The sequence below is a fragment of the Nocardia sp. NPDC003726 genome (assembly GCF_053586955.1).
Genome location: NZ_JBSFNF010000010.1, coordinates 224,864 through 238,224, shown reverse-complemented (window position 1 = coordinate 238,224; position 13,361 = coordinate 224,864). Strand labels below are relative to the sequence as shown.

The 13,361-nt window shown below is 69.7% G+C and carries 15 protein-coding genes; 3 read left to right on the top strand and 12 right to left on the bottom strand.

The window, feature by feature from the left end:
* Positions 1 to 83: 83 nt before the first annotated feature.
* From ACWDMM_RS16570 to ACWDMM_RS16530, 9 genes are all read right to left on the bottom strand, one after another.
* On the bottom strand, positions 84 to 1,091 hold the full coding sequence (locus ACWDMM_RS16570; RefSeq protein WP_357112654.1) for a lysophospholipid acyltransferase family protein: 1,008 nt from the start codon (positions 1,089 to 1,091) through the stop codon (positions 84 to 86).
* Positions 1,088 to 2,161 carry an NAD-dependent epimerase/dehydratase family protein gene (locus tag ACWDMM_RS16565; protein WP_449938150.1) on the bottom strand — a complete coding sequence of 358 codons (1,074 nt, stop codon included), beginning with the start codon at positions 2,159 to 2,161 and terminating at the stop codon, positions 1,088 to 1,090. Before ACWDMM_RS16565 ends, ACWDMM_RS16570 begins: the two co-directional genes overlap by 4 nt.
* A gap of 209 nt (positions 2,162 to 2,370) precedes the next feature.
* Complete coding sequence (locus tag ACWDMM_RS16560) at positions 2,371 to 2,472, bottom strand: 30S ribosomal protein bS22 (protein ID WP_003402602.1); 102 nt, start codon at positions 2,470 to 2,472, stop codon at positions 2,371 to 2,373.
* Positions 2,473 to 2,699: 227 nt separating this feature from the next.
* A complete protein-coding gene (locus ACWDMM_RS16555) occupies positions 2,700 to 3,002 on the bottom strand; it encodes a helix-turn-helix domain-containing protein (RefSeq protein WP_379044736.1) in 303 nt (100 codons plus the stop codon).
* A gap of 146 nt (positions 3,003 to 3,148) precedes the next feature.
* Positions 3,149 to 3,967 carry a pyrroline-5-carboxylate reductase gene (gene proC / locus ACWDMM_RS16550; RefSeq protein ID WP_195083142.1) on the bottom strand — a complete coding sequence of 273 codons (819 nt, stop codon included), beginning with the start codon at positions 3,965 to 3,967 and terminating at the stop codon, positions 3,149 to 3,151.
* 32 nt (positions 3,968 to 3,999) lie between these two features.
* A complete protein-coding gene (locus ACWDMM_RS16545) occupies positions 4,000 to 4,887 on the bottom strand; it encodes a thioesterase family protein (protein ID WP_195083143.1) in 888 nt (295 codons plus the stop codon).
* Positions 4,888 to 5,018: 131 nt separating this feature from the next.
* Entirely contained in the window at positions 5,019 to 5,897 is an 879-nt protein-coding gene (locus ACWDMM_RS16540; protein ID WP_195083186.1) for a sugar phosphate isomerase/epimerase family protein, read from the bottom strand.
* A gap of 116 nt (positions 5,898 to 6,013) precedes the next feature.
* A complete protein-coding gene (locus ACWDMM_RS16535; RefSeq protein WP_357112649.1) occupies positions 6,014 to 7,603 on the bottom strand; it encodes an ABC transporter permease in 1,590 nt (529 codons plus the stop codon).
* Positions 7,600 to 8,631, bottom strand: a complete 1,032-nt coding sequence (locus tag ACWDMM_RS16530; RefSeq protein ID WP_195083187.1) for a Ppx/GppA phosphatase family protein — start codon at positions 8,629 to 8,631, stop codon at positions 7,600 to 7,602. The genes ACWDMM_RS16535 and ACWDMM_RS16530 overlap by 4 nt, the downstream gene beginning before the upstream one ends.
* Before the next feature lie 65 nt (positions 8,632 to 8,696).
* Between ACWDMM_RS16530 and ACWDMM_RS16525 the strand changes: the two genes are divergently transcribed.
* Together ACWDMM_RS16525 and ACWDMM_RS16520 are read left to right on the top strand one after the other, a co-directional pair.
* A complete protein-coding gene (locus ACWDMM_RS16525; RefSeq protein WP_449938145.1) occupies positions 8,697 to 9,569 on the top strand; it encodes a hypothetical protein in 873 nt (290 codons plus the stop codon).
* Between the two features lie 109 nt (positions 9,570 to 9,678).
* Positions 9,679 to 10,008, top strand: a complete 330-nt coding sequence (locus ACWDMM_RS16520; RefSeq protein ID WP_195083144.1) for a hypothetical protein — start codon at positions 9,679 to 9,681, stop codon at positions 10,006 to 10,008.
* Positions 10,009 to 10,081: 73 nt separating this feature from the next.
* Here ACWDMM_RS16520 and ACWDMM_RS16515 read toward each other — a convergent pair whose 3' ends face one another.
* From ACWDMM_RS16515 to ACWDMM_RS16505, 3 genes are all read right to left on the bottom strand, one after another.
* A complete protein-coding gene (locus tag ACWDMM_RS16515; RefSeq protein ID WP_063017339.1) occupies positions 10,082 to 10,771 on the bottom strand; it encodes a response regulator transcription factor in 690 nt (229 codons plus the stop codon).
* A complete protein-coding gene (locus tag ACWDMM_RS16510; protein WP_195083146.1) occupies positions 10,768 to 12,003 on the bottom strand; it encodes a sensor histidine kinase in 1,236 nt (411 codons plus the stop codon). Before ACWDMM_RS16510 ends, ACWDMM_RS16515 begins: the two co-directional genes overlap by 4 nt.
* Positions 12,004 to 12,114: 111 nt before the next feature.
* On the bottom strand, positions 12,115 to 12,552 hold the full coding sequence (locus tag ACWDMM_RS16505) for a winged helix-turn-helix transcriptional regulator (RefSeq protein ID WP_357207465.1): 438 nt from the start codon (positions 12,550 to 12,552) through the stop codon (positions 12,115 to 12,117).
* Between the two features lie 91 nt (positions 12,553 to 12,643).
* Here ACWDMM_RS16505 and ACWDMM_RS16500 point away from each other — a divergent pair, with 91 nt between their 5' ends.
* The gene (locus tag ACWDMM_RS16500) at positions 12,644 to 13,303 is read left to right on the top strand and encodes an NADPH-dependent F420 reductase (RefSeq protein ID WP_397069672.1); all 660 of its coding nucleotides are present in this window, start codon (positions 12,644 to 12,646) and stop codon (positions 13,301 to 13,303) included.
* Positions 13,304 to 13,361 lie beyond the last annotated feature (58 nt).

The window sequence follows — 13,361 nt, the reverse complement described above, 5'->3', positions numbered from 1 at the left end:
AAGGCGAACGCGCCCAGCTCACCTCAGCCACGTCTTTCGAGCCATGAGGGGCCGCGCACACGCCGTGCAGAGGCGCGGCGAATCTAACCGGTGAATACGTTGCGGCGCTTGGTGAGCAGCTTGTAGAGCGTCTGCTGGATGGTCTCGCGCACCTGGTCGGTGACCTCGAACATGGTCATCGGATCGTCGGCGGCCTCCGGCTCGTACGGCGCGGTCGGGATGGGGGCGCCGAACTCGATGTACCACTTCGACGGCAGCGGCACCGCGCCGAGCGGACCCAGGTGCGGGAACAACGGCGTGACCGGGAAGTACGGGAGGCCGAGCAGCCGGGCCAGCGGCTTGATGTCGGCCAGCTTCGGGTAGATCTCCTCGGAGCCGACGATGGAGCACGGGATGATCGGCACGCCGGTGCGCACCGCCGCGGCGACGAAGCCGCCGCGGCCGAAGCGCTGCAACTTGTAGCGATCGGTGTACTGCTTGCCGACGCCCTTGAATCCTTCGGGGAACACCCCGGTCAGCTCGCCGGAGCGCAGCAGCCGTTCGGCGTCCTCCCGGCAGGCCAGCGTATGGCCGGCCCGGCGAGCCAGCACCCCGAGCACGGGGGTCTCGAAGATCAGATCGGCCGCGAGCAACCGCAACGCACGCTGCTTGGGGTGGCGATCGTGCACGGCCAACTGCAACATCAGGCCGTCGAGCGGCACCGTGCCCGCGTGATTGGCAACGATCAGCGCGCCGCCCGCTTCCGGGAGGTTGTCCATCCCGCTGACCTCGACCCGGAACCACAGGTCCGACAGCGGGCGCAGGGCGGGCAGGATGACCGACTCGAGCAGGTGCTCGTCGAAACCGAACTCGTCGATCTGGTAGTCGCCGGTGAGCCTGCGGCGCGCGAAGTCCGCGGTCTTGGCGATCTGCTTGCCGAGGGCGCCGCGCAGCACGCCCGACAGCGACTGGGGCGCGGCGGGCGCCACCGCCGCGCGCCGCTCCGCCAGCGACGTCACCGGACTCGGCGCGGCTTGCCGCCGTGGCACGGGCCGCTGGCGCGCCTCGATCTGGAGATCGTGGAGTTGGATGACTTTCGCTACGTCATTCATTGGTGTGCTCCCGTACCGGCCCCGAGCAGGCCGAGCAGTTTGTGTTCTGCGGCGTCGATCCACGCTGGATCGACCACGGGCCGCAACGCTGCGCCCCCGATGAAGTCGTCGAACGCCTGCACCGTTGTCCAGCGTGGCACGAAACCGAATTCGGTGCGCATGCGTGTGGTGTCCAGGCCACAACCGAAGTGGAAATAGTCGAGCTGTTCGGCGGAGAACTCCCGCATCACCGGGCCCATGAGCAGGCGCCCAGCGGTGCGGAACACCGTGAAGGGAACGGGCACCTCGATCCGGCCCGCCCGCCGGACCGCCTGCGACAGCGACAGCGCGCCGTCGCCCGCGATGTTGTACGTGCCTGCCGCCGCGCCGCGCGCCGCGTGCGTCAAGGCGGCTACCGCGTCCTCCTCGTGCAGCAGCTGCATTCTGGCGTCCCGGCCGAATACGGTGGGGGTCACCGGCGAACGCAGATATTGCACGCCGCGAGCGGCCAGCCGGGGGCCGACGATGGGGGCGAACCGCAGAATTGACGTGGCGATATCGGGACGCCGCCGGGCCAGCCCGCGAACATAACCCTCTATATCGATCAGGTCCCGCGCGAACCCGCCGCGCGGCGGTGTGCGCGCGCTCATTTCCTCGGTGAATTTCGCGGGATCCTTGGCGCTGCACCCGTAAACCGCCGAGGACGAGCGCAGCACCACCCGGCGCACCGATGCCACCTTCTGGCAGACCGCGAACAGCTGCATGGCGCCGAGGACGTTGTGATCCTTCATCGCCGCGCGACCGCCGCCCGCAGGCGGGCGCGTCAGCAGCGCGGTGTGCACCACGGTGTCCACCTCGCCACCATCGATCACCTTACGGATCAATGGGTTTCGAATGTCCGCGCGCACGAATTCGGCGCGGCCCATGCGCCGCTGCAACTCCCGGCTCGGCGTCATCGTGTCGACGGCGAGAATCCGCTCGATCCCGGGCTGCTGAGCGAGGCGGGCGACGACCGTGCCGCCGAAGAAGCGGCTGGCCCCGGTGACCAGCACGACCTTCGGCGCGTGCGCTTCCCGACCCTCAGAACTCACCGGCACCCGCTTTCCCTTGCCAGCCGCCTTTGTGATTATTCCCAGTGCCAAGGGTAGCGGGTACCTACCCTTCCGCCGAGAGTATTAACCAGGATCTAACGATGACTTCAGTCACGTGATACAAACGGTGATTTCAAAATTGCAAGTTTCAAATAAAAGAGCCCGTCACCTATTGGTGACGGGCCCGCGCGGCTACCACGCAGCGATGCTCACTTGCCGAGTTTGCGCCGCTGGACACGCGTGCGGCGAAGCAGCTTGCGGTGCTTCTTCTTCGACATGCGCTTGCGGCGCTTCTTGATCACAGAACCCATAGGGTTGTCCTCGCGTTCTCTCTACTCGGCGCGCACGCTGCCCGTGCGCGATTGCCGGACGCCCGTCTGCCCTGGCCCCGGCCGACGGGCCGGGGTCACGCGGCAAGCCTCACGCCCCGTGTTCGCGCCGCCGGATACCACGGGGCAACCAACAGCGATGCCACCGGCGGGCGAACACGAACCGAGGAGCTATCGTACCGTCACGCCCCAGCGGTCTCGAAACCGCCTCATCCGGCGTCGAAGTAGGACGTTTCCAGATAGTCGTGCACGGCCTTGGCGTGCACCCGGAACGACCGGCCGACGCGCACGGCGGGCAACTCGCCCGAGTGCACCAGCCGGTAGACCGTCATCTTGGACACCCGCATCAGACTCGCCACCTCGGCGACGGTGAGAAACTGGGTGCCGCCGCCGAGCACGGGTTGCCCCTGTGTCGCGGCCTCACGCTGTGTGCGGGAATTCCCCCGACCGCCCGCTGGACCGGAGCCGCCGGACGCTCCGGAATTCGCAGACATCTTGTTCGCAGACATCATTGCACCATTGACCTCCGGCACGTCCGCGCCGCCGGCTTCCCCACCGGCGGAACAGACACGCACGTGCTACTTGAGAGCTTAGCGGGACCAGTGGTGTTACTGCGACGGGAGTGAGAAATCGGGTTTTCCGATTTCGAACCGACCGGTCATTCCGCTGACGCGCCCTGTTCGGCCGACCTTTGCCTCGATGCGAAGAGAGCTTCCCAGAACGCCGAGCGTAGTCCTCCGCGCTCCAGTTCGCGGATCGCGGCCGCGGTGGTGCCCGCGGGTGAGGTCACCGCGGCGCGCAATTCCGCGGCGGTCTGGGTCGAGCTGTCCAGCAGGGCGGCCGAGCCGACCATGGTCTGCACGACCAGCTGGGTGGCCACATCCCTGGTGAGCCCGAGCCCGACGCCCGCGTCCACCATGGCTTCGACGACCAGGAAGAAGTAGGCGGGCCCCGATCCGGACACCGCGGTGACGGCGTCCATCTGACTCTCGGACACGGTGACCACCTTGCCCACCGCGCCGAGCACCTCGGTCACCAGTTCCAGATGCTGCTCGCGCGCGTAGCGCCCCGGCGCGATGACGCTCATCCCCTGCCCCACCAGCATCGGCGTATTCGGCATCACCCGCACCACGGGGAACCCGGCGGGCATCTTGCCCTCCAACCGCGCCGTCGGCACACCGGCCGCCAGCGACACCAGCACCTGATCGCGGTCGCTGCCGATCTCGGCCTTGCCCAGCGGCGCGAGCACGGCGTCGACGTCGCCCGGCTTCACCGCGATCACCAGCAGGTCCGCGCCGACGGCGGCATCGGCCAGGTCGTCGGTGACCCGGATGCCGAAGCGCTCGGCGAGCTGATGGGCCCGTTCCCGATGGGTCTCCACGACGACCAAGTCCTTGGTCAGCCGCCCGGACTCCAGCAACCCGGCGACCAACGCCTCCCCGATGCGCCCGCCACCGATCACCGCAATTCTCGTCATGGGCCTCAAGGCTAGACGGCGCGCGCGCGGGCTCAGCGCTGGGGAACGAGCGCCAGCTGACGACTCTGCGCGACGACCGCGCCGGTGGAGTCGAGCACCAGCTGATCCTCGTCGAACATGCGCTCGCCCACCTCGTGCGTGGTCGCGATGATCCGCAGCCAGCCCGGTGCGGGCCTGCGGCGCAGGTAGGTGGTCATCTGCACGGTGGGCGCCCAGCCGAAGTGGCCGAGGTTCATCGGCACCGGCGGACTCATGTCGGCGCTCATCATGGCGAAGTACATCGCCACATCGGGGTCCTGCTCGTCCCCCGGCCGCGGGCGGATCCACATCCGCAGGCGCGGCTCGCCTTTCGCGCCCGCCAGGAAGCGGGCCCACTCGCGGTCGAGATGGATGTCGGCGCCCCGGCCGACGTGCACGATGTCGCCCATCTGCGAGCCGGGTTCGTAGCCGATGGCATCGGCGGGCGGCTGCGTGGGCATATCGGAGTGTTCCGGCGCGTAGATCGGGTTCGCGTCGTCGAGGCGGCTGAACGTCAGCGCCGTGCGCACCAGGACGCGACCGTCCTGGACGAGGTCGGTGTCGGCGAGGCAGATCTGCCTGCCGATCTTCCGCACACGCACCTCGTATTCGACCTCGCCCGGGTTGGGCGCGCCGAGGAAATCGGAACTCGCGGCGACCGGCGCCATCCCGACCAGAGCCGGATCGGTCGCGCGCAGCCAATTCGTCGCCGCGGCCGCGCTGCCCGCGACCATGGTTCCGCCGTGCACCTTCGGGCCGATGGTCCAGATGTCGTCGATGAAACCCAGGTAGCGGCCGGTGTCCGGGGTCGTCGGCGGCACCGGTTCCAGCGCGCACACCTGGCTGAACGGTGCGTCGGTGGTGGCCGCCGGGCCGAAATCGGCCGTCAGCTCCGTCGTCATCCTCACTCCTGTCCTGCGTCGACCTCACCCGATCGCGTCCTGCGCTGCCGCGCTGTCGGCACCGGGTTCGTACAACGTACAACGCACCCGGTGACCGACCACATGGCCGCATACCGGAGGAGCGACGAGCGTCACATCGGCGGCTCGGGCGAGCTGTGGCGCGCGCCCGCGGGAGTGGGCGCGGCGGCCTCGGTCAGATGCCTGCGGGCGAAGGCCAGCGTGCGATGCAACATCTCGGCCCGGTCCTTGGTGGTGCGCGCGTTCTGCGTATTGATCTCCGCGACGACCTGGCCGGTGAAACCGGTGCGGACCAGGCTCGCGCACAACTCCTCGCACGGCTGGGTGCCCTCGCCGGGAACGAGATGTTCGTCGTGCGCGGCGCCCCTGCCGTCGGCGAGGTGCAAATGGGCCAGACCCGAGCCCATCCGGGCGGCCAGCGCCAGTGGGTCGGCTCCGGCGGTGGCGGTGTGCGACAGGTCCAGGGTGTAGTGGGCGAACCCGGTGTCGGTCGGGTCGTACGACGGGCTGAAGGCGGTGAGCGCGGGACCGGGGCCGCCACGGCGCTCCAGCCTGCGCACCGCGCCTTCGCGTCGGCCGAACAGCGTGTCCGCCCGCATCGGGAACATGTTCTCCACCGCAACGATCACCGGGCTGCCCTCCTCCAGCTCGGCCACCTGCTCGGCGAACCCGGCCGCGTAGCGGCGCTGCCAGCGGAACGGCGGATGCACCACCACCGTGCTCGCGCCGAGCGCTTCGGCCGTACGCACGCTGCGCGCGAGTTTGGCCACCGGATCCGAGCCCCACACCCGCTGTGAGATCAACAGGCACGGCGCGTGCAACGCGAGCACCGGAACGCCGTACCGGCGCGAGTAGGCCTGCACGGTGGCGATGCTCTGGCTGGCCGGTTCGGCCCAGACCATCAGCTCGACGCCGTCGTAGCCGAGTTCGGCGGCGTAACGGAACGCGGCCTCCGTGTTCTGCGGATACACCGAGGCGGTGGACAGGCCCACCCGGATCTGCCCCGGCCGGGACCCGCCCCCGGCGTCTTCCTGCGGTCCGGCGCCCGCGTGCGACCTCGACCCGGTCTCGTTCGCCTGCCCGATATTCACCACGCCTCGCTCCCGCCTCAGTTCGTACTGAGAAGAAAGGCCAGTGGTCCCAGCGTGACGAAGATGCCCACGACGACGGCGATCACCGTGCTGAGGATGTCGTCGGTCCTGCGCAGAATCCGCACGAGGGCCACCAGGCCGAGAATCACGATCATCGCCAGGGCCAGCGCGACCCAGGGAAGCATCTCCCACATCCGCTCGAAGCCCTTGAACAGCAGCATGCCCGCGACGGCAGCGCCCGTGCTCTGGCCGCCGAGGATCATCCACTGGCGCCGGTTCTCGTCGTCCTCCGACTTCTTGGCCGCCCTGGACCTGCGCGGCGAGGCGGCCCTGGTGACGGCGCGAGGTTCGTCGTCGAAGTCGTCGTCGTCTTCGTCCTCGTCCAGTGCGATCGGCTCGTAGACGTCGGTGACGCCGTCCAGTTCCGCGGCGGCGACGCCGGCGCGACCGCCACGGCCGTGGTGCTGCGCCGCGCCGCGTTCGGCCCGTTCGGCGCCTTCGCGCAGCAGGTCGCCGGCGACCGTCTGGCCGGACAGCAGCTGCTGATCCTGGCTGGCCAGCGACCAGGCGGCGGTCGGGAGGCCGCCGGATTCCGGCGCCGGTTCGGCCTGCGGTTTGTGCCGACGGGCCGACCAGGCAGGCAATCCGTTCTCGCCGACGCCCTCGCGACGGGCTGGTCTTCGATGCGCCTCCGGCGGCTCGGGCGGAGCCTGCCTGCCCGGCTTCGATCTCGGATCGGGCGGCGGCGCGAGGGGCAGCGGTTGCGACTCGGGGGCGAAACCGCCGGTGGACGGCGACCAGGCCGCGGTGGACGGACCCACGTCCTCGGCGGCTTCCGCGGCCTCCGCCGCCCTGCGCCTTGCCGCGCGCCCGCCCCTGGCGCCGTTGCGCTCGGGCAAGGGCGAGCGGCCGAAGCCGGGTTCATCGAGGTCCCCGTGGCCGTTGCGGCTCGCTTCGCCGAACCCGCGGTCGGACAGCGCGTCCAGGCCGAACGATTCGGACCGGGCCTCCTGCCAGGACCGTACCTCGGTGGCCTCTTCTTCGGGTTCCTCCCGCCTGCGCCTTCGCCCCGAGCGCGGGGGCGTCTCCGGCGCCGCGGGCGGATCGGGGACGTACGGACCGGGCGCGGCCGAGAACAGATCGGACACCGGAGTGTCCGGTGACAGCGGATCGAACGACGTGCTGTGGCGCGCGGAGGGCATCTCCCGGCCCGGCATGACGCGGCTGGAGCGCCCCGGCGGCGGATCGGCCCGCGGCGGGTCCGGCTGCGCGTAACCGGCCAGCGGGTCGTACATCGAGATCGGACCCGAAATGGGCGAATACGACGACGGATCGGGCTGCGGATCGGGCGAGTAGGAAACCGGTTCCGGCGCGGGCGGATCGAACGAGGGCGGCGCGTAGGCGGGTTCGTCCGCACCGGAATCCGGCGCCGCGTGCGCGGAGTGGCCGCCGCCGTCCCGGATGACCGGCAGGTCACCGGTCAGTTCGGCGACGGAGATGCCGCGGCCGCTGCGGCGGCGTCTGCCCCCGCCGGACGAGGCGCCGCCCTGCTGGCCGTTACGCGCCAGCAGTTCCGCGACCGACAGCTGTTTGGAGTCCTCGCTCATGACGACACCGTCCCGATCGAGCCCGGCGAAGGCGCGCCGCCGGGCGCGGGCCGACCGTCACCGGTCGCCGAGCCCGCTGAGTACGTTGCTTCGGGTCCACCATTCATATCGGTATCCAGTTTGCGCAGGATCAGCCCTTCGCGCAGCGCCCACGGGCAAATCTCCAAAGTATCGAGCGAAAGTGCCCGCATACTCGCCTCCGCGACCAGTGCGCCGGCCACCAATTGCTGTGACCGATCGGAACTTACGCCTTCCAATTCTGCACGGTCCGCCGCCGTCATCCGCGAGATGAACGCGATCAGTTGGCGCAGGCCCGAACTCGTGAGTGTACGACGCACCCGAGGGCCCGCGGCGGACGGCGCCGCTCCGGTCAGCCTGGCCAGGGATCGGAACGTCTTCGACGTGCCGACGGCGAGATCGGGCTTGCCGGGCTCGAGCAGCTTCTTCGCCGGGACCACCAGCTCGGCGTCGAGCCAGTCCCGCAACACCGCGACACGGCGCTTGCCCGGCGGGTCATCGCGCAGCCATTCCCTGGTCAACCGGCCCGCGCCCAGCTGCAAGGACAGCGCGACGTCCGGCTCCTCGTCGCCGCCGTTGGTCATCTCGAGCGAACCGCCGCCGATGTCCAGGTTGAGAATGCGCCCCGCGCTCCAGCCGTACCAGCGGCGCACCGCGAGAAAGGTCAGCCGGGCCTCGTCGACGCCGGACAGCACCCGCAGGTCGACGCCCGTCGACTCGCGCACGCGGCCGAGCACCTCCTCGGAGTTGGCCGCCTCCCGCAGCGCCGAGGTGGCGAACGGCATCAGCTCGACGCATCTGGAGGTCTCGGCGATGCTGGCGAATTCGGCCACGGTGTCGATCAGCCGTTGCGCGCCGGCCTCGGTGATGCAACCGGCGGCATCGATGTTCTCCGCGAGCCGCAAGGTGGCCTTCGTCGAACTCATCGGCAGGGGGTGACCGCCACGGTGCGCGTCCACCACGAGCAGGTGAACGGTATTGCTTCCGACATCGAGTACCCCAAGCCGCACATGAACACGGTACTGGGTGGTGCTGCACTTCAGCCCAGGCGACTGAGCTGTTAGCGTCCTCTTTTGTGACGGTAGGCGCATCACCGAGCAGCCCGACCCGGCCCCGACCAGCGGGGAAGATCGACCCAGCCCCCGAAGTCGAACCCGACTTCCCGCGCGAGTGGATCGAGTTCGTCGATCCGGCAAACGACGAGCACCTGATCGTCGCCGATCTGACCTGGCTGCTGTCGCGGTGGACGTGCGTGTTCGGCACCCCGGCCTGTCAGGGCATCCTGGCCGACCGGCCGGATGACGGCTGCTGCTCGCACGGCGCGTTCCTCTCCGACGACGACGACCGCAAACGGCTGAGCCGCGCTGTGAAGATGCTCACACCCGAGGACTGGCAGCTGCGCAGCGAGGCGACCAACGCGCAGGGCAAGGTCACCAAGAGCGGCTATCTGGAACTCGACGAACTGGACGACGAGCCGGCGCTGCGCACGCGCCGGTTCGACGGCGCGTGCATCTTCCTCAACCGTCCCGGCTTCGCGGGCGGCATCGGCTGCGCCCTGCACTCCATGGCGCTGCGGCGCGGCATCGAGCCGCTGGAGGTGAAGCCGGACGTGTGCTGGCAGCTGCCGATCCGCCGCACCCAGGACTGGGTGGACCGGCCCGACGGCGTGCAGATCCTGCGCACCGTGATCACCGAGTACGACCGCCGCGGCTGGGGGCCGGGCGGCGCGGACCTGGACTGGTACTGCTCGGGCTCCCCCGACGCCCATGTCGGCGCCAAGCCGGTGTGGCAGTCCTACGCCCCCGAGCTGACCGAACTGATCGGCGCGCCCGCCTACGCCGAGCTGGCCAGGCACTGCAAGCGCCGCGAGGGTCTCGGCCTGATCGCCGTGCACCCGGCGACGGTGCACGCCGATCGGATGCGCGATACCGCCGATCCGTTCGCCTGATCGTTTGCCGACCGAGCGCTCGATCGGGTGGCCTCCGGCGGTGCGCTCGCTCGGGCGGTTCACCCCGTCGCCATGCGAGCTTCACCCGGATCGGGTTTGATGTGCCGTTATGTCCAAGAAAGTTCTCGCCGCGGCGACCATCGCACTGGGCGCCGCCCTCTCGCTCACCGGAGTAGCCCACGCCGAGCCGAACGGCGATCCGCACAAGTTCTTCGACTTCACCACGGAGTTCGTGTCGGCCACCGATCCGGCCGCGGTCAACGCCAAGGCCGCGGGCAAGCTGCTGATCGCCAGCCCCTACGGCACCTCGCACACCATCGCCTGCCGCGGCACCAGCACCGCGGACCTCTACGACTGCATGCAGGAAGACGATCTGGGCTGGATCACCCTGCAGAAGACCGAGACCCCCCTCGGCACCACCTGGATCTACCTGCCCTGAGCGACCACGAACGGCAACGGCCGAGAGCACCGCAGTGCTCTCGGCCGTTTCGTGTTCTCGCCTCGCGGGCCGCTCATGCCTCCAGTTTGTAGCCGAGGCCGCGCACGGTGACCAGATGTTCCGGCTTGGCCGGATCCGCTTCGATCTTCGAGCGCAGCCGCTTGACGTGCACGTCAAGGGTCTTGGTGTCGCCGACGTAGTCGGCGCCCCACACGCGGTCGATCAGCTGACCTCGGGTGAGCACCCGCCCGGAATTGCGCAGCAGGTATTCGAGCAGGTCGAACTCCTTGAGCGGCAAGGTGACCGGCTTGCCGTTCACCATCACGGTGTGCCGGTCGACGTCCATCCGGACCGGGCCCGCTTCCAGCACGCCGCTCTCGGTGGAGCCCTCGAGTTCGTCGCCCGCCCCGCGGCGCAGCACGGCGCGGATGCGCGCGATGAGTTCGCGGGCGGAATACGGCTTGGTGACGTAGTCGTCGGCGCCGAGCTCGAGGCCGACCACCTTGTCGATCTCGCTGTCGCGCGCGGTGACCATGATCACCGGCACCCCGCTGCGGGTGCGCAACTGCTTGCACACGTCGGTGCCGCTCATGCCGGGCAGCATCAGGTCGAGCAGGACGATGTCCGCACCGGACCGGTCGAACTCGGCGAGCGCGGACGGCCCGTCACCGACGACGGTGACCTCGAAACCCTCCTTGCGCAGCAGGAACGCGAGCGGATCGGCCAGCGACTCCTCATCCTCGACGATCAGAACACTCGTCATCTGCGTGCCTCCACACCATTCGGTCGGCCCGGTCCGGTGGGACGCGGGCTTGTTTCTATCGTGCTCACCACGGCGCCGTCGTTGTCGTCGTCGGCGCCTGCTTCGTGGTGGGCGGGTATGCGCAAGGTGAACGTCGATCCGGTGCCCAACTTGCTCCACAGGGTGATTTCCCCGTTGTGGTTGGCGGCCACGTGTTTGACGATAGCCAGACCCAGACCGGTACCGCCCGTCTGGCGCGAACGCGCCTTGTCGGACCGGAAGAACCGTTCGAACACCCGCTCCTGGTCCTCCTTGGCGATGCCGATGCCGCGATCGGTGACCGCCATCGCCACGTGATCGCCGCGCAGGGATCGGCTCACCGACACGTGGGAGCCGGGCGGCGAGTAGGCGATCGCGTTCTCCACCAGGTTGGACAGAGCGGTGACCAGCAAGGTCTCGTCGCCGAGCACCTCGAGCCCGCTCGGGCGGTCGGTGCTGACCGTGATCCCGGCGGCTTCGGCGGCGGTGCGGGAACGGTCGACCGCCTGGGTCACCACGGTGTCCACGTCCACCACCTCGAGTTCGGGCAGCTTCTCGGCGCCCTGCAGGCGGGAGAGCGCGATGAGCTCGGTCACCATCTTGCCGAGACGGCGCGATTCGCCGAGCACGCGCTGACCGAAGTGCCGCACGGCCTCGGGGTCGTCTGCGGACTCCAGCAGGGCTTCGGCCAGCAGGCTCATGGCGCCGACCGGGGTCTTGAGTTCATGGCTGACGTTGGCCACGAAGTCGCGCCGGGTGGCCTCCATGCGCGCCTGTTCGGAATCGTCGTCGGCGAACAGCACGGTGAAGGTGGTCTCCTCGCGCGACAGCTGCCTGGCGACGCCGCGCACCGCGATGCGGCCACGGCCGGGGACCGGATTCTTGGCGGTGAGGTCGAACTCCGCGGATTCCCCGGTGGCGAGCACCTTCTCCACGGCGGCCCAGGCGCGCTCGTCGAGCAGGCGGTTGCGGACCAGGCCGAGTTCCTCGGCGCGCGGATTGACCAGCACGACGTCGCGGTACTCGTCGACGACCGCGATCCCGCTCTCGGAGGCGAGCACGATCAGGTCGAGAACCTGGGACATGGTGAGACCGGACTCGGCCTGCCTGCGCGCGGCCTGCCTGGCATTCACATACGGGATCAATAGCCCGCCGACTGCCAGGCCGACGACAGCCGCCAAGATGGCCAGCAGCACGGCCTGGGGAACACTCACACTTGAATCGTACGGTCGCCGACCCGTCGCCCGACGCGGGGTACACGAAGTTTCGCGCAGGTCATAGGCCCTTCCGGCGCCGTTAGCCGCATGTTTACGCGCTGTTCGACGTCAGGTATCCGCCCCGTATCCACCGGCCGGTCGGTTCACTTCGTCCTCGGCTGCGGCCAGCGCCTCGTTCACCGCCGCGCCGTGCTTGTCCACCCACTCGCCGAGGGCGTAGATCGGGATCAACAGATCAACGCCCGCCTCGGTCAGCTCGTATTCCACCCGTGGCGGGGCCTCGGCGTACCGGTGACGGCGCACCAGCGCCATCCGCTCCATTCGGCGCAGCGTTTGCGTCAGCATCTTCTGACTGATCCCGCCGATCGCCGTGCGCAGCTCGCCCGGACGCATGGGTCCCTCGCGCAACAGATAGACGAGCACCGGTAGCCAGGAGTTGCCGAAGATGTCCACGCCCATGCGGGCCGGGCAGTCGGATTCGAAGTCGCCGTACGGCGCGAAGTCCACCCGCTCGGAGCCGACCGGGTCGATGGGTGCTGCGCTCACGCCTCCAGCTTGCCAGCGCCGTTGCGCACCTCAGGGTGTCTTTCGCAGTCCCTAGCGTCGGCGGCGCACACCTTTCGAGTCAGGAGTTCGGATGCGAATCGGAATCATCGGCGCGGGCGCGATGGCGCGGGCACTCGGCGGCGGCTGGAGCGTGGCGGGGCACGAAGTGCTCATCGGCGCGCGGTCCGGCAGTGCCGCGGCGGAATCGGCGGCCTCGATCGGTGGGCGGGCCGGAAGTATCGCCGACGCGGCGGGTTTCGGCGACGTCGTGCTGCTCGCGTTACCCGTGCCCGCGCTGCCGGAAGTGCTGCACGCGGTCGCGGATCTACTGGCCGGACGCACGGTGATCGACTGCACCAACGCCTTCACCCCGGACGCGACGGCCCCTGAGGGAGCCACCGGCTTCGTGCTCGCCGAAGACGCTGTGGCGGAACGGATCGCGGCGCTGGCGCCGGAGGCGCACGTGGTGAAGGCGTTCAACCTGTGCGCCGCCGAGGTATGGCAGGCCGACGCGCGCGTCTTCGACGGCCGCCGCTTGGCGGTGCCGCTGTGCGGCGACGACGAGGCCGCGCTGCGAGCGGTCGCCACGCTCGCCGAAGACCTGGGATCGCGAGCGTTCCCGGCGGGCGGCCTGCACCGGGCCCGCTATCTGGAGGCCCTGTCGGTGTTCACCGTCGGCCTCTGGTTCGCCGGGCACGATGCCCGCGCGATGTTCCCGCCCTTGGCGGCCGCCTTCGCCGTCGCCGACTGACCGGGCCGGAGCGTGCACCCGCACCCATACCCCGCAGCGTCACGCATGATGCGCGCGG